Consider the following 22,036-nt stretch of genomic DNA (forward strand, 5'->3'; position numbering starts at 1 on the left):
ATTCTGGCCAAGGACGATCCCAAGACCTCCATCGACGCTGGTGGTCTTCGTTACCGCTCGAAAGTAGCGGGTTCTCCCTTCTCTGCGACGGGTGCGTTTGGCGCCGCCACCATGTCGTGTTTCCTGTGTGGCAAACATCGCCCACGTGCCCAGCTGAAGTCCCGTAAGCTGCTGGGCAAGGCACAGGCGGTCTGCGCGCCGTCTTGCCGCGAACTTGACCAGGCTGCTCAAGCCTGATCCGCTGCGCACCGCGCTGGCGCGGTGCGCAGCCTCTTCTTCTTCGGGTTCCCCATTCCGATGCACGAGCATGAGCCGGCCGATGATGCGCGTCTGGACGCGAACGCTGACGCCGAACCCGGTGCCGACCGTCCGCTGAACCGACGCGAACGCGGCGTGGTGCTCGCCCGGATCCAGGCCTTGATGGAGTTCTGGGGCATCACGATCGACGACTTGCTGCAGGACACCCCGGCCCCCGAACCGGTCTTGATTCCCGACCTGCCGCCCAAATACCGCCACCCCACGACCGGCGAAACCTGGGACGGCCAAGGCGCCCAGCCCGACTGGCTGCGCCGCGCGCTGCTCAAGGAAGGCATGCGCGTCGAAGAGCTGCGCCAAGCTGCGCTCGCGCCGCCGCCCCCACCACTCGTCGAGCCTGCGGCCGACGATGCTTCGCCCGCCGCCGACGACACGCCGCCCGCCGGCCACTGAAGCGCGCTGCCCTGCTTTACCACGCCTGCATTGCGCAGCGCGGCAGGGCAAGCCCACAATCCCTCGCTGCCCACCGCCAGCATGCCAAGCCGGCACGCCTGGCAATCGCACGCAGCCAATACCAACCAAGGGACCAAGGGGAGATCGTCAATGGCAGAGGACAAACTGATCCTCATGCACCGCGCGGCGCTGCAGCGCAAGTACGGTGAAAAAGGACTGGCCAAGGTCGATGCGGCGCTCAAGCGCCTGGTCAAGGCCGATGCACGCCGCGGTTTCGACAGCCGGGTGATCCACCTGGACGATGCGGCCACGATGAAGCCCTGGGGCGGCGCCGTCTCGGCCGAGCCCACGCCCAAGGAAATCAAGCAGGCGGTGGACCGCCTCTACGCTGCACTGTCTCCGCACTACCTGCTGCTGCTCGGCGGACCCGACGTGCTGCCCCTGGTGCCGCTGCGCAACCCAGCCTTCAGCACTGCCAACGGCGACCCGGACAAGCTGGTGCCCAGCGACCTGCCCTATGCCTGCGACGCCGCCTACAGCACCGACCCCGGACGCTTCCAGGGCCCTACCCGCGTCGTCGGCCGGCTGCCGGACCTGCCCGGTGCGCGCGAGCCGAGTGCACTGACATTGCTGATCGACGCGTCGGCGCGCAGCATCTCGCGCCCGCGCAACGACTACGCCCAGGCCTTTGGCATCAGCGCGCAGGCCTGGGAGGCATCGTCCAGGCTGAGCATGAAGACCCTGTTCGGCAGCGCCAGCGCGCTGCACCTGGTGCCGCCACAGGCCTTGCCATGGAAGCCGGCGGACCTGGCTGCGCGGCTGCACTTCATCAACTGCCACGGCGCCAAGGACATGCCAGAGTTCTATGGCCAGCCGCCGGGCGTCAGCGAGTTCCCTGTGGCGCATCGCGCACGCAGGCTCAAGGGCCGCATCAGCGCCGGCACGGTGGTGGCCGCCGAATGCTGCTATGGCGCCCAGTTGTACGACCCGGCGCTGGCCGTGCCCTCCGGCGGTGGCGTGGACGAGCCCGGGATTGCACTGGCCTACCTGCTGGACGGCGCCAGCGCGGTGTTCGGCAGCACCACGATTGCCTACGGCCCCAGCGAAGGCAACGGCATGGCCGACCTGATCTGCCAGTACTTCCTGCTGCAGGTGCTGGCCGGTGCGTCGACCGGCCGGGCAATGCTGGAAGCCCGCCAGCGCTTTGCCGGCGCGCGCACCCACCTGGACCCCTGCGACCTGAAGACGTTGGCCCAGTTCTGCCTGCTGGGCGACCCTTCGCTGCATCCTGTCGCCTTCGAAGGCCACGCGCTGAACCGTACCAAGGCCTTCAAGAAGGCCTTTGCCGGCACGCAGGACCGCACCGTGCGCGGCCTGCGGCGCGAAAAGCTGGCGCGAGACGGCCAGTTGCTGGGCAAGGCCTTGCCCAAGCTGGTGAACAGCGAAACGGCACCCGGTGAAGCCGCCACCACCACCTTGCGCGCAATGCTGCGTGAGTCCGGCCTGGATCCCAGCCTGGCCCCCGTCAGCTTTGAGGTGCGCGGCGGGTTGCAGGCACAGGCCAGCAAGCGCGTGGTGCACCTGGTGAACGGCCGGCGGGCGCTGAACCCGACCGAACATCCGCTGAACTCGCCAGCAGCCGGCCTGGTGGCGTTGGTGTTGACCGAGCAGGACGGCGAACTGCTGCACGTGCGCCGCCTGCATGGCCGCTGAAACCGCCATGTCCACCAACGACCCAAACGCCTGCACCGCCAGCCTCTGCGGCCGCCTCGAATCGGCCGAGCGCGCCCGCGGCAGCAAGAGTGAACACCAGGCCACGCTGCTGCGCGACGATGCGGGCGACCTGCACCCGCTGCGCCGTGCCGGCGGCTCGCCGTTCACTGACCCCGCGCTGCAGGCACTGGAAGGCCAGCGCGTGAACCTGCATGGCCAGCCGCGCGACGGTTATTTCCTGATCATCCGCATCGAAGTGCTGCCCGGCTGAACCCGTCAGCCAGCCCGCGCTGGCCCTGCCGCAGGTGCAAGGCGACCTGGGCAAGGTGTCAACATCGCGCTGCATGTGCGCGAGCGGCTGCAGGCGCGCTACAGGCAGGTGGGCGACGATTTGCGCCAGGCAGCCTGGGCCCGGCAGGTGACTCGCGTCACAAGGACTCGGTTGCGGTGGCGGGTGTCGACCAGGCGGCTTTCAGCGCATCACCGAGGTGGGTGTACAGCGCGTAGCTGCGCTTGATGAGATCGGGCAGGCCAAAGAAGCAGCCGCCGCGCGAGTCGGCCTGGCGGAAGACCATCGGTGTGCCGTATTTCAGTCCGTGGGCCTGCGCCAGCTCCTTGTACACGGGCCACAGCACGGAGCCGGCCAGCGGGTTCTTCACATAGGGCGCGGGGAACTGCGGCAGTGTCAAGCCCAGTTCCTTGGCCAGCCGCACGCCATAGGCCTGGAACACGACCGAGGTCGGGTGGTTGAAGGTCATCAGCGTGGGAAACTGGCGGACCAGGCCCAGGAACTCCTTGGCGAAGGGCACGTCCACGTCCTTGTCCCGCGCCAGCAGTTCCTTGGCCGATCTGTCGTAGGCCTGGAAGTAGCCGCGGCGCTCGTATTCGGCAGCGTTGAACATGGCCCGGCACTCGGCTTCGGAACGGCCTTCGCAAAAGGCGTCGAGGATGATCTTGCTGTGGTAGTCGCCCAGCGGCGATTGCAGGCGCGCGCTCATTTGGCCGACATAGGTCACGTCCGGATGGAGACCGTCGAAGAACAGGTTGGTGATGGTCTTGACCTTGGCCGTGCGCTGGCGCAGCTCGTCGGTCGAATAGCCGCCATGCTCACCTTTGACGGGAAAGGTGAAGACGTGGGTATCGGCGCGGTCGAGCAAGGGCTGCAGCTCGGCGTCGATTTCGGCGAAGCGCTTGGAGCCTCGCTCATGCACCGCAATGCTGCGGGCGGTGGCGATGTCCGGCAATTGCTCCAGCATGTGCGCCAGCGGCGCGGCCTGGCAATTGCCGATGACGATGACATTGGGCATGAATGAACTGCCTTCCCCGATCTTGAAAATTGAGTCCGTGCCCGCGATCGTGTGTGCGGGTCATGTGGTGCGCAGCCTGTCCAGCAAGCCACTGGCGCGGCGCGTCGGCAGCGAGGCGGCCTGGGTCATCAGGCCGGGTCGCGGCGCGAGCAGCGAAAACGCCTCACGGGCTCGGGTAATGCCGGTGTAGACCAGTTCGCGCGACAGCAGCAGGCCTGCCTGTTCGGGCAGCACCAGCGCAGTATGCTCGAACTCGGAGCCCTGGCTCTTGTGCACCGTCATCGCAAATGCAGATTCCACCTGGGACAGCCGGGTGACTGCGACCGAGCGGAGTCTCGGGCCGTCCAGGAACCAGGCGCGCAGGTTGCCGCCATCCCCGGCCGCTGGCAGCACGATGCCAATGTCGCCGTTGAACACGCCCAGCGCCGAGTCATTGCGCGTCACCATCACCGGCCGGCCGATGAACCACTCGCCGCGCACCTGCAGCCAGCCCGCCTCGGCCAAGGCCTGCTGCACCGCGCGGTTCAGCCCGGCCGCGCCCCACGGGCCTTCGCGCACCGCGCACAGCAGCCGGAAGCGCTCGAACTGCAGCAGCACGTCACGCGCCCATGCGCCATGCGCGTCCACGTCGCCACTCGCCGGCCGCAGCGCCAGGCGTGACAGGTAGGCCTGGTAGCTGGCCGGCGCGCCGGGCCGGCCGTGCAAGGCCAGCCGCAGCACGTCGGCCTGCGTCGCGGTTTCCAGGCCCCACAGCGGGCCGTGCTCACAAGGAAACGCAGGGGCGTCCCAAGTTTCCTTGACCCCCACGCGGGGCGGGTTGGGTGCAGCCCGACCCTGGGGGCCCTCATCTCGAAGCAGTTGCTGGGCGCGCGCACCATCGCCCACATGCACTGCCAGGGCCAGTTGGCCGATGGGCCCGCCGAAGCGGCGGCTCTCGCGCAGCATCACCGTGTGCTGGGCCAACAGTGCAGGCGGACTTGCCTGCGCAAGGTATTCTTCAGGCAGGGAAATGCTGGCGACCGCCTGGGCATAACGTGCCGTCTGCTCGCTGTAGCCGCCCTGCTCCGCGCCTTCGCACAGGTCGGCCAGCACCGCGCCGGCTTCCACCGAAGCCAGCTGATCCTTGTCACCCAGCAGGATCAGCCGGGCCTGCGGCGGCAAAGCATCCAGCAGCGAGGCCATCATTTCGAGGTGCACCATCGAGGCTTCGTCGACGATCAGCACATCCACGTCCAGCGGCTGGCCGGCATGGTGGCGGAACTGCCGGCTGTCGGGCCGCGCACCGAGCAGCGCATGCAGCGTGCGGGCCGCGCCAATGCGGCCGGCCAGCAGCGTCAGGTCCAGCTTCGGCGCGAGGCGCTCGGCCAGGCCTTGCAGCGCGCTGTCCAGCGACTGCTTGAGCCGCGCCGCGGCCTTGCCGGTGGGCGCCGCCAGCGCGATGCGCAGGCGCTCGGGCGCAGGGTCCACCGCAAAGAGCAATGCCAGCAGCCGGGCCGCGGTGTAGGTCTTGCCGGTGCCGGGGCCGCCAGTGATGACGCTGAAGCCGCCGCGCAATGCGATGGCGCAGGCCAGCCGCTGCCAGTCCACGGTGCCGGGCTTGGGCGCATCGAACAGCGCGTCCAGCCATTCGCGTGCCGCGGCTTCGTCAATGGGCTGCGCACGCCGCGCGCGGTCCAGCACCTGCGCCGCCACGCGGCGCTCATGGTCCCAGTAGCGCCGCAGGTACAGCCGCCCTGCGGCCAGCACCAGCGGCTGGCCGGCATCCGCCTCGCCTGCATCGACGCTGCGCAGCACTGCGCTGCCTTGCAAGGCCTGCTGCCAACCGGCCGGCGCCGCTGGCATCGCCAGCCACAGCTCGGCCAGCGCCTGGGCGCCTGCCAACGGCCAGCCCAGCAAGGCATTCGGGTCGCCGCACAGGTCCTGCAGCGGCAAACAGGTGTGGCCACGGCCTTCCATCTGCGACAGCAGCGCGGCGGCCAGCAGCAGCTCGGGTGACGCGGCCGCATCCAGCTCGGCCAGGAAGGCCGGCAGCGCCGCGTCCAGCCGGCGCAGCCAGCCGGCGTCTGCCCAGGCCGGCAGCAGTGCGAGCACGGCCTCGCGGCTGGTCGCAGCCACTTCGGGCGCAGGCTCGGCGTCGAACAGCGACAGCGTGGTGTCCGTCCTCAGCATGCGGCCTCCGGGGTTTGCAGCAGCGCGTCCAGCGCATCCAGCCAGGCGACATCGGCCGGCAGCAGGCAGACGCCGCCGGTGGGTCCGTCGATGCCGCGCAGGAACAGGTACAACGCGCCGCCGAGCTGCGCGGCCGGGTCGTAGGCATCGCCAAGGCGCGCGCGCAGCAGCCGGTGCAGCGCCAGCAGGTACAGCGCGGCCTGCACGTCGTAGCGGTGTTCGCCCATGGCGGCGGCGAGCGCGGCTTCGGTGTAGGCGCTGCCGTCAGCACCCAACTGGTTGCTCTTGTAGTCCAGCACCCAGTAGCGGCCTCCGTGCTCGAAGACCAGGTCGGCAAAGCCCATCAGCATGCCGTGCAGCTCACGCGCCGGCAGCACCGGGCGCGGCTGACCGGGCAGCAGGTGCTCGCGGCACAAGACGTCGATCTCGGCGGCCGGCAGGCGGCCGGCGGGCAGCCAGAACTCCATCTCCGGCAGCACCCGGTCCAGCCCGGCCAGCGCCACGCCAGGGCCTGGCAAGGGCAGCCGCACGATGGCGCGCAGCCAGGCCAGCAGGTCGTCCGCCTGGGCTGTGCGGCCGGCACGCTGCGCGCGGCGGCGCACGGCTTGCGCCAGCGGCTCATCCGGCTCCTCGCCCAGCCCGAAGCGCTCGCCGGCCAGCCACTCCAGCTGGTCATGCAGGAAGTTGCCGGCGATGGCGCCGCGCTCGAAGCGGTGCCAGGGCGGCAGGTCCGCAGGCTGACGAACCGGTCCGGGCAAAGCTTCGGCCGCGGCTGTTTCGTCATCGGCCGGGCGAGGCAGGGCATGCACGATCTGGCTTGGCCCGTGCTGGATCGCGCGCACCAGCGACGAGAAGCTGGCAATGCCCCAGTGCTGGTCGAAACGGCCGGGGTATGGCGGCGCGTCCTGCAGCGGCGGAAGCTGTTCGCGGGCAGCCAGCCGCGTGACCGGCACCACCGCGTCTTCGGCGCAAGGTGCGCGCTGCCAGGTCATCACGGCGGCATCGCCAATCTCGGCGGCCAGGTCTTCGATCGCCACCTGCAAACCTTCCGGCGTGACCGGCTCGGGCCCGCCCAGCAGGTAGCCAATGGCGCTCAGGTGGCTCAGCGTGTCCGGCACTTCCTTGTTGCGCGAGTTGCCCACGGCCAGCGGCACCAGCCCCAGCCACAGCGCATGCCGCGCCCGGGTCAGCGCCACATAGAACAGCCGCAAGTCCTCGCGCAGCCGCTCGCGCTCGGCCTGCGCCATCGCTTCGTCGCTCAGGCTGAGGTCCAGCGAGCGACGCCCGGCCTCGTCCACCATCGCGACGAAGCCTGTGTTGCGCCGCGTCTCTTGGCGCAGCGCGCCGGCAAACGGCAGACACACGACCGGATATTCGAGGCCCTTGCTCTTGTGCACCGTGACGACCTGCACCAGGTCCGCATCGCTCTCCAGCCGCACGATCTGCTCGTCGCCGCCAGCCATGCCCTCGGCCGCCTGGCCGATCTCACCGGTCAGCCAGCGGATCAGCGCCAGCTCGCCATCCAGCTGGCTGCTGGCGGCCTGCAGCAGCTCGGCCAAATGCAGGTAGTTGGTCAGGCGGCGCTCGCCATCGGGCAGCGGCAGCCAGCGTGCCGGCAGATCCAGCTCGTGCAGCGTGCGGCGCAGCAGCGTCAGCACGCCCTGGCTCAGCCAGACCTGGCGCAGCGCGCGAAGCTGCTCGGCGCGGGCGTCGAAGGCTTCGTCATCTCGCGCCAGCCAGGCCAGTTCGTCCAGCGACAGGCCCACGGTCGCGGTGGCCAGCGCGGCGCGCACCAGGCGCACATCGGTCGGCTGGGCCACGGCGCGCAGCCAGCGCAGCAGGTCCGCCGCCTCGGGGCTGGCGAAGACCGAGTCGCGGTCCGACAGGAAGACCGAGGCCACGCAGCGGCGGCGCAGTGCGCGGCGCACCGCGCGGGCTTCGGTGCCATTGCGCACCAGCACTGCAATGTCGGCCGGGCGCAGGCGGCGCAGCGCTTCGCCTTCGCGCGCAAAGCCGGCCTGCGCGTCGTTCAACCAGCCGACGATTTGCTCGGCGCACAAGACCGCGTGCTGCTGCCGGTAGCCTTCGGCATTGCAGGCCTCGGCTTGCCACTGCAGCAGCAGCGCGGGCACGGCGCCCTGGGCGCTGACGAAGCGCTCGCGCCGGCCGGCTGCTGCCACCGGCAGGAAGGGCAGCGGGTTGTCACCGCCCGGCTGGCGAAAGCCGAAAGCGCCCTCGCCTTCGCGCTGCTCGCCACGCAGGAAGATCGCGTTGACCGCCTGAACCACGGCTTCGGTCGAGCGGTAGTTGGTGTCCAGCACATAGTGGCGGCCAGCGGTGGCGGCGCGGGCCTGCAGGTAGCTGTGGATGTCCGCGCCGCGAAAGCGGTAGATGGACTGCTTGGGGTCGCCGATCAGCAGCAGCGCCGTGCCGCGTGCATTCGCCGCCGTGTCGTAGAGCCGGTCGAACAGGCGGAACTGCAGCGCCGAGGTGTCCTGGAATTCGTCGATCAACGCCACCGGCGTCTGCGCCAGGATGCGCTCGCGCAGGCGGTCGCCGTTGGGGCCTTCCAGCGCAGCGTCCAGCCGGCTCAGCAGGTCGGCAAAGCCGAACTGGCCGGCCTGGCGCTTGAGCTGGTCCAGCCGCGCCGACACGCGCGCCGCAGCATGCAGGCGCAGCGTCGGCGCGATCTCCGGCAAGGCATCCAGCGCCGTGAGCAACGATTCGAAAGCCTCGAACACAGGCGGCAGATCGATGGCTGGCGCGTCGACCTTGCGCATGCCCCGCACACCGGCCGGCGTGAGCCGTTGGCGCCCGGTCTTGAGTTCGGGCAACTCAGCTTCGCTGTCGCCCCGCGCCCAGCTGGCCAGCGTGTCCAGCCAGGGATTGAAGAACCGCGCCTGAAGGCTGCGACCTTCCCAGCCCAGCTTGAGGTCGCACTGCGCCTGCAGCCAGTGGCGCATCTGTTCAGCTCGCTCGGCCCAGCCGGCACGCAGCGCAGCCAAAGCCTCGGCCCGCACCTGGGTGGCCTGGCGCAGGCAGTCGGCCAGGCTGCCCTCGCCAGCACCTTCAGGCAAGGTTTGCGTGCCCAGGCTGCGCACGTCGGCCACCAGCGCCGGCAGGCCGCGCCAGACGGACAGCACGGCGTTCAGCGACGCACTGTCCAGCGGGTAACACTGCTGGCGCCAGTAGTCCTGCGCGACCTCTAGCCACAGCGCCTGCTCGTCGGCCAGCAGCTCTTCGTCGAACAGGCTGCCGCTGTCGAAGGCGTGCTCACGCAGCATGCGCTGGCACCAGGCGTCTATCGTGTGCACCGCCGCGTCGTCCATGCCTTCGGCGGCGGTGGCCAGGCGCCAGGCCGCAGCTTCGCGGGCAGCGTCGTCGCCCTCGTACGTCGCCATCAGTTCCTTCAGCAGCGAATCGATCTTCGACTCGTCCAGCTCGCCTCGGAAGGCCTTGGCCGCGTCGAGCAGGCGGGCGCGAATGCGGTCCGACAGCTCGCGCGTCGCGGCCCGGGTGAAGGTCATCACCAGGATCTGGTCTGGCCGCAGCGGGCCGCCGAAGCGCGTGGCATCAATGCCATGGCCCAGCACCAGCCGCAGGTACAGCGCGGCAATCGTCCAGGTCTTGCCGGTGCCAGCGCTGGCCTCGATCAGCCGGCTGCCCCAGAGCGGAAAGTCCAGTGGCCGCAGGGCCTGGGCAGCGGACGTCATGCAGCCTCCTCGGCCACGTCGTCTGCGCTCGGGTGCCAGGTCACGCTGACGTGGCGCTGCGCCCAGTCGCGCAGTGGCGCATACAGCGCCTGGGCCCAGTGGCCGAAGTTGGCACCAGCAGCGTCGGCTTCCGTCAGTGCCTCGAAGTCAGGAAACAGCCGCGCCAGGCAGGGTTCGTCCACCTCGCCGCGGCGCTGGAAGTCTCCCTGGTAGGTGGCGAGCGCAGTTGCTGGCGCGTCCAGCCAGGCCAGTGCAGTGCGCGGCGCGACCGGCAGCGGCTGCTGCTGTGCCACTTGCCACGCGGCCAGCACAGCTTGCGCCGCCGCGTTGGCCATCTCGAGTGCAGGCGGCGTGAAGTACAAGGTCGCATCGCGGCCGATCAGCAGCAGGTCCACTGGCTGGCCGCTGGCGGCTGCGGCCATCGCGCGCAGCCACGGGCCGACCAGCTTGTCCAGCCGCGGCGTGGCCTTGCCGCTCGCAGGCTTCTTGCCGCACAGGCGGCTGGCCTGCACCTGCAACCAAACAGGGCGCTCTTCGCCAACCCGCAGACCATCCAGCCAGTCGTCCAGTTGCAGTGGCAACAGCAGCGGCTGCCCGTCCAACGGCAACACGTCTTCCGCCTGCGCCAGATGCAATGGCAACCTCGGCGCGGCTTGCGGAAACTGCCGCTGCGCCTGCTGCCAGGCCTGCAGCATCGCAGCCAGGTCATGCGCCAGCAAGGCCTCGGTGCGCTCGCCGAAGCCGGCCAGCGGCAGCCGGCCGGCGCGGCGCAGCCGGGCCAGGCGCTGGGTGACCACGGGCGCCAGTTCGGCCTCGGGTGTGCTCTCCAGCGTGCGCTGCAGTTCGGCCAGCGAGTCGGCAAGCAGTTCGTCGACCAACTGATGCTCATCCAGCCCGGCGATCTCGAAGGCTTCGTCGTCGGCGTCTTCCACTTCGTCCGGGTCGAACACCACCTGCAGGCGGTGGCGGAAAAAGGCCTTGACGGGGTTGCGCAGGAAGGCGGTGAGCAGGTCCAGCGTGAGCGCAACCGGCGTGCCCTGCTGCTCAGGCGCAGCCGCGTCGTGCAAGGCCGAGGGCTTCGCTTCGGCATGGGCTTGCCGCCATTCGCGGGCCCAGGTGTGCGCCGAGCTGCCGGGCTCGAAGTAGCGGCGGCTGAACGGCTGCAGCGGGTGCTCATGGCTGCGCGCTTCCACCGCGGCCTGGCCCCAGGCGGCGGCCAGGTAGTCGCGCAGCTGCGACAGCAGCACCGAAGGCGGCTGTTCGCTGTTGTCACGCGCATTGCGGCCAGCCCAGCTGAGGTAAAGCACGCGGCGGGCGGACAGCAGGGCTTCGAGCATCAGCTGGCGGTCGTCGTCGCGGCGCGAGCGGTCGCCGGCGCGCGTCTGGCCAGGCGTGGCCATCAGGTCGAAGTCGCTGCGCATCGCGCGGCGTGGGTAGTCGCCGTCGTTCATGCCCAGTAGGCACACCACCTCGAACGGAATGGCGCGCATCGGCATCAGCGTGCAGAAGGTGACACCGCCGGCGCGGAAGCGGCGGTTCAGCGCCGGCTCGTCCAGTGCGTCCAGCCAGGCTTCGCGCGCCACGGCCAACGGCACCTCGGCCTCGAATCCCGCCTGGGCGCAGGCGTCCAGCCAGGTGGCCAGTGCGTCGTCCAGCGCGGCCAGGGTCTGGCGCTCGTCGTCGCTGCCGGCGCGAAAAAAGTCGGCCAACAATGCCCTGCCCCGCTCTGCCCATTGCACCGGCGTGGCGGGCATGCGCAGCAGCGCCCACCAGTGCGCCAGTCGCCCCAGCAACTGGGCCAGGCCGCCAGCCAGCTCGGCGTCCAGCCCGCCGACTTCTGCGTAGGGCTCGATGCCGTCGAACGCCGCCGCTGGCGCGGCCTGTCCGTCAAAGTCCTGCATCACGTCCAGTGGCGCCGCGCCGCTGGCATAGCCCAGCAGCATGCGGCGCAAGGCCCACCAGCCGCTGTTCTGCGCACCGCAGGCCCCCAGCCCAAGCGACGCGCGCTGGGCCTCGTGCAAGCCCCAGCGCAGGCCGGCGCCGGCCATCCAGTGCGTCAGCTGCGGCAGGCTTTCAGCGTCGAGACCAAACCGTGCGGCCAGCGCCGGCACGTCCAGCAGGTCGCGCAGTTCGCTGAAGCGGCAGCGCTGCTGAGGCAGGCACAGCAGCCACTCCAGCGCGCCCACCAAGGGGCTGGCCTGGCGCGCGCCCAGGTCGGCAATGTCGAACGGAATGTGGCGCGCATCCTGCCGGGCGTATTGGCCAAACACCGCGCGCACGGCCGGTGCCACGGCGTCGATGTCCGGCACCATCACCACGATGTCGCGCGGCTGCAGCGCCAGTCGTTCAGTCGACGCGGGCTGGGCCAGCAGCGTCAGCAGCTGGTCATGCAGCACCTCCAGTTCGCGCATCGCGCTGTGCGCACTGTGGAAGACGATGGACTGGTCGGCCGCCTCCAGCGGCGCCTCGTCGTGTTCGGCCAGCGGCACCAGGTCGCGGATGCGGGCCTGCACGCGCGTGAGCAGCGGCGCATGTTCGGCCGGGTCTTCATCGAACAGGTCCAGCCGCGGCAGCTCGGCCTGCTCGAGCCCGCGCTGCTGTTCGTCGAAGGCGTCCAGCTGGCGCACGAAGTCCCGGCCCTGGCGGCCCCAGGCGGCCAGCAGCGGGTGTGCATGGGCGTGCATCTGCGCGAGCGGCAGCGCGGCCAGGTCGCGGCCCTCGCGCAGCGGCTGGCGGCGGCGCTCGATCTGCAGCAGCTCGCGGCCATCGAGGATGTCAGCCCAGTGGAAGCGGCAGGGGTTGGGCACAGCCAGCAGCACCTGGCTGTGCGGCGCCATCGCGGCCAGGGCCTGCAGCGTGGGCAGCGGCACATGCGTCATGCCGAACAGCACAACGCGGCGCGGCAGCGGCAGCTCGCCGTGCGACGCCTCTGCCAGGCGCGCCAGCACGCGCTCGTGCAGCCGCGGGCGGATCGAGGCGTGCTGCGACGCTTCCAGCGGTTCCAGCAGCTCGCGCCACAGCATCGCCTGCCAGCGCTGGTCCGCCGGCAGCGGATGGTCCGGCCTGCCCGGGTTGCGCAGCACGTCGCGCCCCTGCGCCCAGCCTTCCAGCCAGTCGGCGCGGTAGACCTGGTACTGGTCGAACAGGTCGGCCAGGCGACGGCTGAGCTGCAGCAGGCGATCCGGCTCGTCGCCCATCAGGAACCCGGCGACGGGCTCAAAGCCAGGTCGCTGCGCCAACTCGGGCAACAGCTGCATCAGCCGCCAGGTCAGCGGCGTCTTGTCCAGTGCCGAGTGCATCGGCACCTGGTCCCGCCCCAGCACCTGCCGGTACAGCCTCCACAGGAAACGCGCAGGCAACTCGACCCGCGCCGCAGCGCAAATGCCCGCCGCCCCGCCAGACTGCGCCAAGGACATCTTCAGCCACTCGGCCATGCCGTTGCTCTGCACCAGCATGACCTCCTCTTCCAAAGGCGCCAGCGGATGCGCCCTGAGCCAGGCGAACAGCGTTTCGGCCAGCAGTTCCGCGCGGTTGCCGTGCAAGACCATCAAGCCTTGCGGGATCGCGGGACGGTTATCGGGAGCAGGTGGGAATGTCATCAGGGCGCGGAGAAGCGAACAGGCGCCTGGTGACTGTAAGCGACCGATCCGCCGGCACGATCAGTGCTCCCATTGATCCAGCCAAGGTCTCGGACAGGCAGCAGGACGAACGGCGAACTCAGGCGGCACCACATAGCCATCAGGCACCACCAGCCGCATCTGAAAGGCAATGCGCTTGATCACCCCATTGCGCTGCTCCTCACTGAGGTTCGCGGCTGACTTTCCACTGTCCGGACTTGGCCCGATGCCCGGGATCACGTCGGCGCTCGTGATGCTGAGCGTTGCTCTCCCCATGGGAAGGGCACCCAACTGAGCCACGCTCGTCTCTTGAGATTGAACAGGTGCGGAAAAGATCAGTTGGCGCACTGACCAGGACGCCTTCTTTCCATCTTTCACTGTGTAGTTGAACCAGAACTCCCGCTTCAGGCCTTTGTAGACAGCATCCTGCGCCTGGAAACCACCGTAACTGAGATCCAGATAGCTGTCGTTCCGATTGCGGTAGGGACGATTGAGAGGATAGATGTATTCCAGTTCATCGTCAGGAGGCTGAAGACGGTCTGGCGGCCGAACTTCCATTTGCCAGCCACCCGAGACTCCTTTGCTGGGCACCATGACAAAGATGGCCTCGGGTCCGATCACGCGCCGAAACTCGTGGTGGCTGCTCACCGCGCCGGAAAACCCAAAGGCCTTGCACCCCATTGCGGGCGCGGCGGCAGATGCGGACTGCGAGGCAAGGTCGCAAGCGACTGCTGCTGCAAGCACGAATCGGCTGGCATGAGTCCGGATCATTACGTCTCCTTGGATGTCAGGCACTTTGCCCTGAATTCCGCCACAACTTCAACATCCGATTTCCGGCCTCACCGAAAAACAGCCATCACTGCGCCCAGCAAACCCATCCCCAGCAAGCCCAGCACCGGTGTCATGCTGACTGCATAACCGAGCGAGCGGCTGGTGGGGTCGCGGGTATAGGCGCGCAGGTAGATCATGCGGCCGACGAGGTAGACGGCTCCAGCGCCGGCTGTCCAGAGCGGCGACCAATGTTGGGCGGCCAGCCACAGGCTGGGCAGCAGCACGACCAGCAGTTCCAGCGTGTTCATCTGCACCCGGTAGAGGCGCTCGAAGCCTTCATGGCCTGACACGGCCGGCGCATGAATGCCGTAGCGCGTACGGCCCCGGCTCACCAGGATGGCGAAGTACACATACTGCAGCAGCGCAAGCGCCGCGACGATTTCAACCCAGGCCATGAGAGATTCCAAACTGAGGAGGTGAAGCGGCGCCCGCGCGGGAAAGGCCCGGCGTTCCGATATCCGGATGAACAGGCCAGCGTCTACTGGCCCTTGAGAAATCGCGCAACGGCCTGCTCGCCAGCCGCCGACAGTCCTTCAAACTGCAGCCCCACCATGAACGCACCATGGTTGCTGCTGAGCACGCTGTGGGCGACCTGGACCTTGACTTCGACTGGCGTGCCGCCTCCCGTGAGCAAAGGCACCACGAAGCGGATCACGCAGCGCAGCTTCGGTGGTGGATTGGCCGAGGCGATGATGGCGATGCCGCCGGCGCTGATGTCCCAGGTGCGCACTTCCAACGGCGGCTGACTGGGGAAGACCAGCTGCGCCGTGCCGCGCAAGGGCTTGCGCTCGTGCAGGCGGCGCTCGGCACCCTTCAGCTCTGCCATGGGGCGCGCAGTGCCGACTCCGGCCGGTCAAGCTTGCTGCGGCGGGGACTTGGAAGCGGTGGGGTACACATCGTGGGCGCAATCTAACATCGACCGCCGCGGCGGCGCTACCGCCTGCCAGCGCTCATTGGGCGAGTGGCAGTACCCGCTCTTTCAGGTACTTGAACTGCGCCCCCAGCATCGCCGGGTTCGGGTCGTGGCCCATGCGAGGCAGCAGCACCCAGTCCTTCTGCGGCGCGTCGATGCTGTCGAAATAGCGGCGGGCCACGTCGGGCGTGGTCACCAGGTCTTCCTCTCCCTGCACGAAGAACACCGGCAGCTCGAACTTCAGGCCCAGGCTGGGCAGGTCGGTGGACGACAGCATGCCGTCGCCCTTCAGGCCGACGAACTGCAGGTAGGAGTAGTCCTCGCCGGCCTCGTAGTCGGCCTCGGCTTTGGCGGTGGTGTAGAGGGCGGAAGGCTGCCACCAGGCCTTGGGCGCGGGGTCGGTTCGGGCGGCTTCGTAGCGGCGGGTCACGCGGCGCAGGATGCCGAAGTTGCGCGGGTCGCGCCAAGGCGGCGGGCCCAGTGCCTCCAGCTTGGCGATGTTCTCCTGGTCTGCGGTCGCCTTGGCCCGCGCCAGCGTCGCGGCGTAGCTCGAAGACAGGTTGGCCTGCCCGTTCACCAGCTGCGCGGTGCTGATGTAGGCATGGAACAAATCAGGCCTGGCCTTGGCGATCTGGATGCCGAGGATGGAGCCCCAGGAACCGCCCATCAGGATCAGCTTGCGCGCGCCCAGGTGCTGCGCCACGTAGCTGGCCACCGCGATGCCATCGTCCCGCAGCTGGGCGACGGTGAGCGCCTCGTCTTCGGCCGGCCGGTTGCGGCCGTAGGTCATGCCGGAACCGCGCTGGTCCCAGTGCACGATGGTGAAGTCCTTCTGCCACGGACCGTAAAGCCCGTCAGAGAACATGCTGACCGGGTTGCCCGGCCCGCCATGCACCACCAGCACCACCGGGTTGCCACAACGTTCGCCCTTGATGGTGACCCACTGCTCGATGCCATTGATCGGCACGAAGCCTTGTTCGTCCAGCCGCTGGGACGGCGAGCTGCAGACCGAGCCGGCGGTGGCCAGTGGCGCAGCTTCCGCGGCGCCAGCGGCTTGCGCGCACACGGTCAGCGCGCCAGCCAGCCAGCGGCAGAGTGAAGAAGAGCGCAACAGGTTCAAGAGGACTCCTACCGAGCGGGGTACCCGCCCGCCGAAGATCGGAGTATCCGCGAGCGTCAGTTCGCGGCCATTGACTGGCGCGAGGCATGGCGCTGCGCCTGCGTCTCGCCATCGTAGCCCCAGCTGTCGCCCGGGACCTGGTGCAGCACGACATACAGCGGCGCCTGCGCGGGCCGGCCGCTTTCGGCCAAGATCAGCGCGTTCGCCTCGGCGATGAAGCGGCGACGTTCTGCCGCGGTGTTGCTGCCATCGGTGATGAACACCTCCAACTGGGCAGACCAGTCCTGCGCGCCAAGCGCAGCACCGGCCACCGACCAGGACCCAGGCGGCGCCTGTTCGACGGCCACGACGGTCAGGGCTGCGTCCTTGCGCAGCGTGCTGGCCATCAGGCGGGTCAGGCCTGACTGAAGGCGCTGGCGGCTCGCGTCGTCAAACTCATTGGCGCTGGCAAGGGTCAGGCGGAGGAAAGGCATGGCGTCTCGAAGAAGAAGTGAAGGTGCGCCATCGTGAACCGGCGCCATCAAGGAGACAATCACACACTCACTTGACACACTGTTTCTCTTGAGGAAACCATCATGCGCCCATCCGCCATTGGCGACGCCCAGCAACTCGCGGCCATGGTGGTCTTCGCCCGGGTGGTGGCCGCGGGCAGTTTTTCGGCCGCGGCGCGGGAGCTCGGGCTCACCAAGTCGGCCGTCAGCAAGCAGGTCCAGCGGCTGGAGCTGGAACTGGGCGCGAAGTTGCTGAACCGCAGCACGCGCAAGCTGTCGCTGACCGAACCCGGGCAGATCGTGCACGCCCATGCGGAGCAGATCGTGCACCTGAGCAACGCCACCCGCAACGAGCTGGCGCAACTGTCCGAGCGCCCAAGCGGGCTGCTGCGCATGACGGCCTCGCTGGCCTACGGCAAGCATGTGCTGGCGCCGCTGCTGCCGGACTTCTTCGCGCAATGCCCCGAGGTGCGGGTGGCGCTGACGCTGGTGGACCGGCACGTGGACCTGATCGAAGAAGGTTTCGACCTGGCGATTCGGCTGACGGACACGCCGCCCGAGCCGCTGGCCGGGCGGCGCCTGCATGCCTGTGAGTTCGTGCTCTGCGCGTCGCCCAAGTTCGCCGGGCTGGCCGACGTTCAGCATGCGCGAGACCTCGCGCAGCAAGCTTGCCTGGGCTTCTCGGCCGGCGTGTCCGCCAAGCTCACGCCCTGGCGGCTGACCGACCCCGACGGCAAGGCGGTGACCGTTGCCGTCCAGGGCCCGGCCGTGGTCAACAGCAGCGACGTGGTGCGCGAGCTGACGCTGCGTGGCCTGGGCATTGGCCTGCTGCCCCGCTTCACCGTGGAGCCCGATCTTGCCCAGGGCCAACTGGTCCAGGTGTTGCCGCAATGGCAAGCCGCCGGCGCATTTGGCCCGGCCTGGGCGCTGTGGTCACCGCAGCGGCAGATGCTGCCCAAGCAGCGCGCGATGATCGACTTCCTGGTGAGCCGCCTGAGCGCGGCCTGAGTGGCCGCTATTTCAGGTAGGACCTAAGCGCGCCCACCACCTGTTCCACATCCTCGCCACGCTGCTCGGCACTCACACCCTCAGCACCCAGGTGCTCGCGAATGTGGCCTTCCAGCACCTCGGCCATCAAGCCATTGACGGCACCGCGGATCGCCGCGATCTGCTGCAGGATGGCGCCGCATTCGGTCTCCTGATCGAGCGCGCGCTCCAGCGCGTCCGCCTGGCCGCGGATGCGGCGCACGCGGGCAATGAGCTTCTTCTTGGACTGGATGGTGTGGGCCATGGGGCAAGGGCATCGCCTCACGGCGACAAGCCGTGAGGCGAGAACAAATGTACTGGGGGGTAGTATGCAGGCTTTACGGCCTTCCGGCCGCCGAACGTCTGCAGTCCGCCCGCCATGACCACGCCCGCCGCCTCACCCTCTTCCGCCAAAGCCTGGACCGACACCGGCCGCCACAGCCACGCCTTCGGCGAAGCCAACCCGCTGGCCGAGCGGCGCACTCGCTGGGCGATGTGGATCACGCTGGCGATGATGGTGGCCGAGATCATCGGCGGCTGGTACTACAACTCGATGGCACTGCTGGCCGACGGCTGGCACATGAGCTCGCACGCGCTGGCGCTGGGCCTCGCGGCCTTCGCCTACGTGGCCGCACGCAAGCTGGCGCACGACCGCCGGTTCTCGTTCGGCACCTGGAAGATCGAGGTGCTGGCCAGCTACACCAGCGCCATCTGCCTGCTGGGCGTGGCGCTGCTGATGCTCATCCAGTCCGGCGAGCGGCTGCTGAACCCAGGTGCGATCCACTACGACGAGGCGATTGCACTGGCCGTGCTCGGGCTGGCGGTCAACCTGGTCTGCGCCTGGCTGCTGAAGGATGGCCACCATGGGCACGACCACGGGCACGGACATGGTCACGCCCACGGCGACGAAAGCCATGCAGACGAACTCCACCATGACCTGAACCTGCGCGCCGCCTACATCCACGTGCTGGCCGACGCCGCCACCTCGGTGCTGGCCATCCTCGCCCTCTTCGGTGGCAAGCTCTGGGGCGCGGACTGGCTGGACCCGGCCATGGGCATCGTCGGCGCAGGCCTGGTCGGCAAGTGGTCCCTGGGCCTGCTGCGCGACTCAGGCAAGGTGCTGCTGGACGCCGAGATGGACGCGCCGGTGGTCGCCGAGATCGAGGAAGTCATCGCCGCCAGCCCGGTGCCGGCCCGCATCCGCGACCTGCACGTCTGGCGCGTCGGCCAGGGCAGCTATGCCTGCATCCTGTCGCTGGAAGTGGACGTGCCCACCACGCCCGAATACTTCCGCCAGCAACTCGCGGTGCACGAGGAACTGGTACACATCACGGTGGAACTGATCCAACCCGGCGAGGCAGTGGCGCGCTGACGGTGCAGCCCCAGGTCCAGCGAGGCCACCCATCCAGTTTCACGGCCGCGATGCCCGCGCCGCCGTCGGCTTGAGCACTGCCTGGAACACCCGGTTCTGCGGGTCGTTGCGGCTTTGGGCTTGGACCACGATGGCGCCGCTGTCGTTGATCGCGGTCGGATACGAAATCATCCAGCCGGCCGCGCGGGCCTTGGTGTCCAGCAGTTTGGTGAGTGACGTGACCTGGCCATTCCGCCAGATCACACCAATGCCGGTGCAGTTGCCAACGGCCACGTCCAGGTTGTTCAGCGCGGTGGCCGTGCAGACGGTGTGCGCCAGCGCCGGCAGCGGCAGCACCTGGCCCGGTTTCCAGAGCATGGCCAGTGAGCCCCGGCTCGGGTCGAGGTAGCCACCCACCGCGGTGCCGTTGGCGTTGATGGCATTGATCGATGGATAGCCGAGCGCATCCAGTTCCGGCGTGGGCACCAGCAGACCGTCCTTCCAGACCAGCATCTTGATGCCGCCCGTCTCCGGCCACTGCCGCCAGCCGCTCATCCAGCCGTTGGCCGACGTGCGGTACACCGCCGACTCCGCCACGGCGACATCGGTGGGCAGCAGCGTGGGCGGCAGGGTGGGATCGGTCCACACCGCAGCCTGTTCGAGACCGTCCTTCGGGATGCGGCCCATCACCCGGCCTTGGGGGTCCACATCGAAGCCCTGGCAGGCGCAGTTCTCGTCGCCGCCATTCCAGGATGACAGCTGCACCGAAGAGCCGTCCGGTCGCCAGACCATGCTGAATCCCCTGTCGCCCTGGGCGCTGACGGTGTATCCGTTCTGCTCGCTGCGGCGCACCGTGTCCACGGTATGGCCGTCGGGCAGGGGCAGCACTTGCGGAACGCCTTGGGTCCACAGCACGGGCACCCACCGGGTGCCCGTCCACGCACGGCCGGTCACCACGCCCTGCTGGTCCAGCGTGCTGGTCACGGCGTCGCTGGCCCCGGAGGGGTTCTGCAGCAATTGCAGCCGGTAGGTTTCGGCGGCAGCAAGCCGCGGCACCAGCGCGGCGGCCAAGGCCACTGCGGCCACGGAGAAGCGATGAATCACGAAGCGCATGAACACACCTTTCAGGGTGATGAGGCAAATGCGTAGCTTTCGACCTCACGCTGCGCGCGTCTATCCTCGTCCAGAGGACGAACAGGCAGGGTCGGCCCCCTAGAATCGGCGGCCCTGCCAACCCACACCGCCGCTCGGGCCACCTGCCCTGGCGTGCCGGCCACCGGCTCGCGGCCACACGCCGCAGCGCCGGCCCAGCCAAGCAACGATGACCCTTGCCCGCCTGATCCTGAACTTCGTGCGCCGCCATGCCGCGGCCTACGGCCTGGCCGGCGTGATGCTGGCCGGCATTGCCTTGTTGACGGTCTGGCTGCCGCGGCAGATCGGCCACCTGGTGGACGCACTGGTGTCACATCAACTGGCGGGCCCGGCGCTGTGGCGCGAGCTGGGCTGGCTGCTCGCGGCCGGCGTGGCGATCTACTTCCTGCGCGTGGGCTGGCGAATGCGCCTCTATGCCGCCGCCTACCGCATGGGCGTGGAACTGCGCGCGCAGCTGTACGGCAGGCTGGCCGACCAGGGCCCGCGCTTTTTCCAGACCCGCCGCACCGGCGACCTGATGGCGCTGGCCACCAATGACGTGGACGCCGTGGAAATGGCTTGCGGCGAAGCGCTGCTGGCCGGCTTCGACGGCACGCTGACGCTGGTGCTGGTCGTCGGCACCATGGCCGTGGGTGTGGACTGGCGGCTGGCCGCGGTGGCGCTGCTGCCCTTCCCGTTCATGGCCTGGGCCTTCTGGTGGATCTCGCGCGCCGTGCACGAGCGCTCGCGCCAGGCGCTGGACGCCTTTGGCGGTCTGAACGACCACGTGCAGGAAACCATTTCCGGCGTGCGCACGCTGCGTGCGCTGGGGCTGGAGGCGCGCAGCAGCGCGCGGTTTGCCGAGCTGGCCAGCCATGCCGCCGAGACCGGCTTCCAGGCCCAGCGCTGGGAGGCGCGCTACGAGCCCGCCGTCGGCATGGCGCTGGCCTGCGCGAGCGCGTTTTCGCTGGGCCTGGGCGGCTGGTTGGTGTGGCATGAAGAACTCAGCATTGGCCAGTTGACCAGCTTCGGGCTGTACCTCACGCAGTTGATCTGGCCGATGTTCGCCGCCGGCTGGGTGCTGTCGCTCTGGGAGCGCGGCAAGGCGGCCTGGGTGCGGCTGTCCAAGGTGCTGGACGAACCACTGGCCATCGACGACGACGGCAGCATCAGCCCGGTGCAGGCCGGCGAGATCGCGATCGAACAGCTGCGCTTTGCCTACCCAGGCGCGCCGGCCCCGGCGCTGGACGCGCTGAACCTGCGCATCACGACCGGGAGCACGCTGGGCCTGGTGGGGCCGACCGGCTCGGGCAAAAGCACGCTGATCAAGCTGCTGCTACGCCAGTGGATGCCGCAGGCCGGCAGCCTGCGCTGGGGCGGCGTGACGCTGGCCGACTACACACTGGACGCGCTGCGCGCCGGCATTGCCTGGGTGCCGCAGGAGCCCATCCTGTTCTCCGCCAGCGTGGCCGAGAACATTGCGCTCTCGCGGCCCGAAGCCACGCGCGAAGCCATCGAAGCCGCAGCCAAACTGGCGGCGGTGCACGACGATATCGTGCGCCTGCCGCAGGGCTACGACACGCCCGTGGGCGAGCGCGGCGTGACGCTTTCCGGCGGCCAGCGCCAACGCGTGGCGATTGCCCGCGCGCTGCTGGCCGACGCCCCGCTGCTGCTGCTGGACGATGCGCTCTCCGCCGTGGACACCGAGACCGAGCACCGCATCCTGCAGCACCTGCGCGAGCAGCGCCGCGGCCGCACGGTCATCGTCGTCAGCCACCGGCTTTCGGCCCTGGCGGACGCAGACCAGATCGCCGTGCTCAAGCAAGGCCGGTTGACCGAACTCGGCAGCCACGAACAACTGCTGGCCCGCGGCGTGGACGCCAGCTGGTACGCGCATCAATGGCGGGTGCAGCAACTGGAGACTTCGTTTGAGCACGACGACTGAG

General features: G+C 69.2%; 17 protein-coding genes. 6 read left to right on the forward strand and 11 right to left on the reverse strand.

Features of this window, described 5'->3' with window-relative positions; translation table 11 throughout:
- Positions 1 to 261: 261 nt before the first annotated feature.
- The 3 genes from LRH25_RS11325 (at position 262) to LRH25_RS11335 (ending at position 2,692) form a co-directional block, all read left to right on the forward strand.
- Entirely contained in the window at positions 262 to 708 is a 447-nt protein-coding gene (locus LRH25_RS11325; RefSeq protein WP_231011173.1) for an H-NS histone family protein, read from the forward strand.
- 150 nt (positions 709 to 858) lie between these two features.
- Positions 859 to 2,421: a C25 family cysteine peptidase gene (locus LRH25_RS11330; protein ID WP_170200712.1), complete on the forward strand. Its 1,563-nt coding sequence runs from the start codon at positions 859 to 861 to the stop codon at positions 2,419 to 2,421.
- Positions 2,422 to 2,428: 7 nt separating this feature from the next.
- The gene (locus LRH25_RS11335; protein WP_141284723.1) at positions 2,429 to 2,692 is read left to right on the forward strand and encodes a hypothetical protein; all 264 of its coding nucleotides are present in this window, start codon (positions 2,429 to 2,431) and stop codon (positions 2,690 to 2,692) included.
- Between the two features lie 157 nt (positions 2,693 to 2,849).
- Here the strand turns inward: LRH25_RS11335 and LRH25_RS11340 are convergent, their stop codons facing one another.
- The 9 genes from LRH25_RS11340 to LRH25_RS11380 all read right to left on the reverse strand — a co-directional run bounded on the left by LRH25_RS11340 (position 2,850) and on the right by LRH25_RS11380 (position 16,564).
- On the reverse strand, positions 2,850 to 3,728 hold the full coding sequence (locus LRH25_RS11340; protein ID WP_141284721.1) for a WcbI family polysaccharide biosynthesis putative acetyltransferase: 879 nt from the start codon (positions 3,726 to 3,728) through the stop codon (positions 2,850 to 2,852).
- Positions 3,729 to 3,788: 60 nt separating this feature from the next.
- Positions 3,789 to 5,897, reverse strand: a complete 2,109-nt coding sequence (gene recD / locus LRH25_RS11345) for an exodeoxyribonuclease V subunit alpha (RefSeq protein WP_231011174.1) — start codon at positions 5,895 to 5,897, stop codon at positions 3,789 to 3,791.
- Positions 5,891 to 9,610, reverse strand: a complete 3,720-nt coding sequence (gene recB, locus LRH25_RS11350) for an exodeoxyribonuclease V subunit beta (protein ID WP_231011175.1) — start codon at positions 9,608 to 9,610, stop codon at positions 5,891 to 5,893. Before recB ends, recD begins: the two co-directional genes overlap by 7 nt.
- On the reverse strand, positions 9,607 to 13,209 hold the full coding sequence (recC, locus tag LRH25_RS11355; protein WP_231011176.1) for an exodeoxyribonuclease V subunit gamma: 3,603 nt from the start codon (positions 13,207 to 13,209) through the stop codon (positions 9,607 to 9,609). Before recC ends, recB begins: the two co-directional genes overlap by 4 nt.
- Positions 13,210 to 13,269: 60 nt before the next feature.
- Positions 13,270 to 13,998, reverse strand: coding sequence for a hypothetical protein (locus LRH25_RS11360; RefSeq protein WP_141287853.1), 729 nt, complete (start codon positions 13,996 to 13,998; stop codon positions 13,270 to 13,272).
- Between the two features lie 68 nt (positions 13,999 to 14,066).
- Positions 14,067 to 14,453, reverse strand: coding sequence for an MAPEG family protein (locus LRH25_RS11365; RefSeq protein ID WP_141287852.1), 387 nt, complete (start codon positions 14,451 to 14,453; stop codon positions 14,067 to 14,069).
- A gap of 83 nt (positions 14,454 to 14,536) precedes the next feature.
- Positions 14,537 to 14,884, reverse strand: a complete 348-nt coding sequence (locus LRH25_RS11370) for a PilZ domain-containing protein (RefSeq protein WP_141287851.1) — start codon at positions 14,882 to 14,884, stop codon at positions 14,537 to 14,539.
- A gap of 124 nt (positions 14,885 to 15,008) precedes the next feature.
- Complete coding sequence (locus tag LRH25_RS11375; RefSeq protein ID WP_211361393.1) at positions 15,009 to 16,091, reverse strand: alpha/beta fold hydrolase; 1,083 nt, start codon at positions 16,089 to 16,091, stop codon at positions 15,009 to 15,011.
- Between the two features lie 56 nt (positions 16,092 to 16,147).
- On the reverse strand, positions 16,148 to 16,564 hold the full coding sequence (locus LRH25_RS11380; protein WP_170200872.1) for a tautomerase family protein: 417 nt from the start codon (positions 16,562 to 16,564) through the stop codon (positions 16,148 to 16,150).
- Positions 16,565 to 16,666: 102 nt separating this feature from the next.
- Between LRH25_RS11380 and LRH25_RS11385 the strand changes: the two genes are divergently transcribed.
- Complete coding sequence (locus LRH25_RS11385; protein WP_141287849.1) at positions 16,667 to 17,590, forward strand: LysR family transcriptional regulator; 924 nt, start codon at positions 16,667 to 16,669, stop codon at positions 17,588 to 17,590.
- 7 nt (positions 17,591 to 17,597) lie between these two features.
- Here the strand turns inward: LRH25_RS11385 and LRH25_RS11390 are convergent, their stop codons facing one another.
- Positions 17,598 to 17,873 (reverse strand): metal/formaldehyde-sensitive transcriptional repressor, encoded by a 276-nt coding sequence (locus LRH25_RS11390; RefSeq protein ID WP_141287848.1) that lies wholly within the window; start codon positions 17,871 to 17,873, stop codon positions 17,598 to 17,600.
- Between the two features lie 114 nt (positions 17,874 to 17,987).
- On the opposite strand from LRH25_RS11390, the gene dmeF reads away from it, so the two are divergent.
- Complete coding sequence (dmeF, locus tag LRH25_RS11395; RefSeq protein WP_141287847.1) at positions 17,988 to 18,980, forward strand: CDF family Co(II)/Ni(II) efflux transporter DmeF; 993 nt, start codon at positions 17,988 to 17,990, stop codon at positions 18,978 to 18,980.
- Between the two features lie 39 nt (positions 18,981 to 19,019).
- On the opposite strand, the gene LRH25_RS11400 is transcribed toward dmeF, so the two are convergent.
- Positions 19,020 to 20,072 carry a hypothetical protein gene (locus LRH25_RS11400; RefSeq protein ID WP_141287846.1) on the reverse strand — a complete coding sequence of 351 codons (1,053 nt, stop codon included), beginning with the start codon at positions 20,070 to 20,072 and terminating at the stop codon, positions 19,020 to 19,022.
- 208 nt (positions 20,073 to 20,280) lie between these two features.
- On the opposite strand from LRH25_RS11400, the gene LRH25_RS11405 reads away from it, so the two are divergent.
- On the forward strand, positions 20,281 to 22,035 hold the full coding sequence (locus tag LRH25_RS11405) for an ABC transporter ATP-binding protein (RefSeq protein ID WP_231011177.1): 1,755 nt from the start codon (positions 20,281 to 20,283) through the stop codon (positions 22,033 to 22,035).
- Position 22,036: the final 1 nt, after the last annotated feature.

This window comes from Ideonella azotifigens (assembly GCF_021043325.1).
GTDB lineage: Bacteria > Pseudomonadota > Gammaproteobacteria > Burkholderiales > Burkholderiaceae_C > Ideonella > Ideonella azotifigens.

Coding starts and splice junctions, on each gene's coding strand:
- LRH25_RS11330 (WP_170200712.1), top strand. CDS start 859: ATGGCAGAGGACAAACTGATCCTCATGCACCGCGCGGCGCTGCAGCGC.
- LRH25_RS11335 (WP_141284723.1), top strand. CDS start 2,429: ATGTCCACCAACGACCCAAACGCCTGCACCGCCAGCCTCTGCGGCCGC.
- LRH25_RS11340 (WP_141284721.1), bottom strand. CDS start 3,728: ATGCCCAATGTCATCGTCATCGGCAATTGCCAGGCCGCGCCGCTGGCG.
- recD (WP_231011174.1), bottom strand. CDS start 5,897: ATGCTGAGGACGGACACCACGCTGTCGCTGTTCGACGCCGAGCCTGCG.
- recB (WP_231011175.1), bottom strand. CDS start 9,610: ATGACGTCCGCTGCCCAGGCCCTGCGGCCACTGGACTTTCCGCTCTGG.
- recC (WP_231011176.1), bottom strand. CDS start 13,209: ATGACATTCCCACCTGCTCCCGATAACCGTCCCGCGATCCCGCAAGGC.
- LRH25_RS11360 (WP_141287853.1), bottom strand. CDS start 13,998: ATGATCCGGACTCATGCCAGCCGATTCGTGCTTGCAGCAGCAGTCGCT.
- LRH25_RS11365 (WP_141287852.1), bottom strand. CDS start 14,453: ATGGCCTGGGTTGAAATCGTCGCGGCGCTTGCGCTGCTGCAGTATGTG.
- LRH25_RS11370 (WP_141287851.1), bottom strand. CDS start 14,884: ATGGCAGAGCTGAAGGGTGCCGAGCGCCGCCTGCACGAGCGCAAGCCC.
- LRH25_RS11380 (WP_170200872.1), bottom strand. CDS start 16,564: ATGCCTTTCCTCCGCCTGACCCTTGCCAGCGCCAATGAGTTTGACGAC.
- LRH25_RS11385 (WP_141287849.1), top strand. CDS start 16,667: ATGCGCCCATCCGCCATTGGCGACGCCCAGCAACTCGCGGCCATGGTG.
- LRH25_RS11390 (WP_141287848.1), bottom strand. CDS start 17,873: ATGGCCCACACCATCCAGTCCAAGAAGAAGCTCATTGCCCGCGTGCGC.
- dmeF (WP_141287847.1), top strand. CDS start 17,988: ATGACCACGCCCGCCGCCTCACCCTCTTCCGCCAAAGCCTGGACCGAC.
- LRH25_RS11400 (WP_141287846.1), bottom strand. CDS start 20,072: ATGCGCTTCGTGATTCATCGCTTCTCCGTGGCCGCAGTGGCCTTGGCC.
- LRH25_RS11405 (WP_231011177.1), top strand. CDS start 20,281: ATGACCCTTGCCCGCCTGATCCTGAACTTCGTGCGCCGCCATGCCGCG.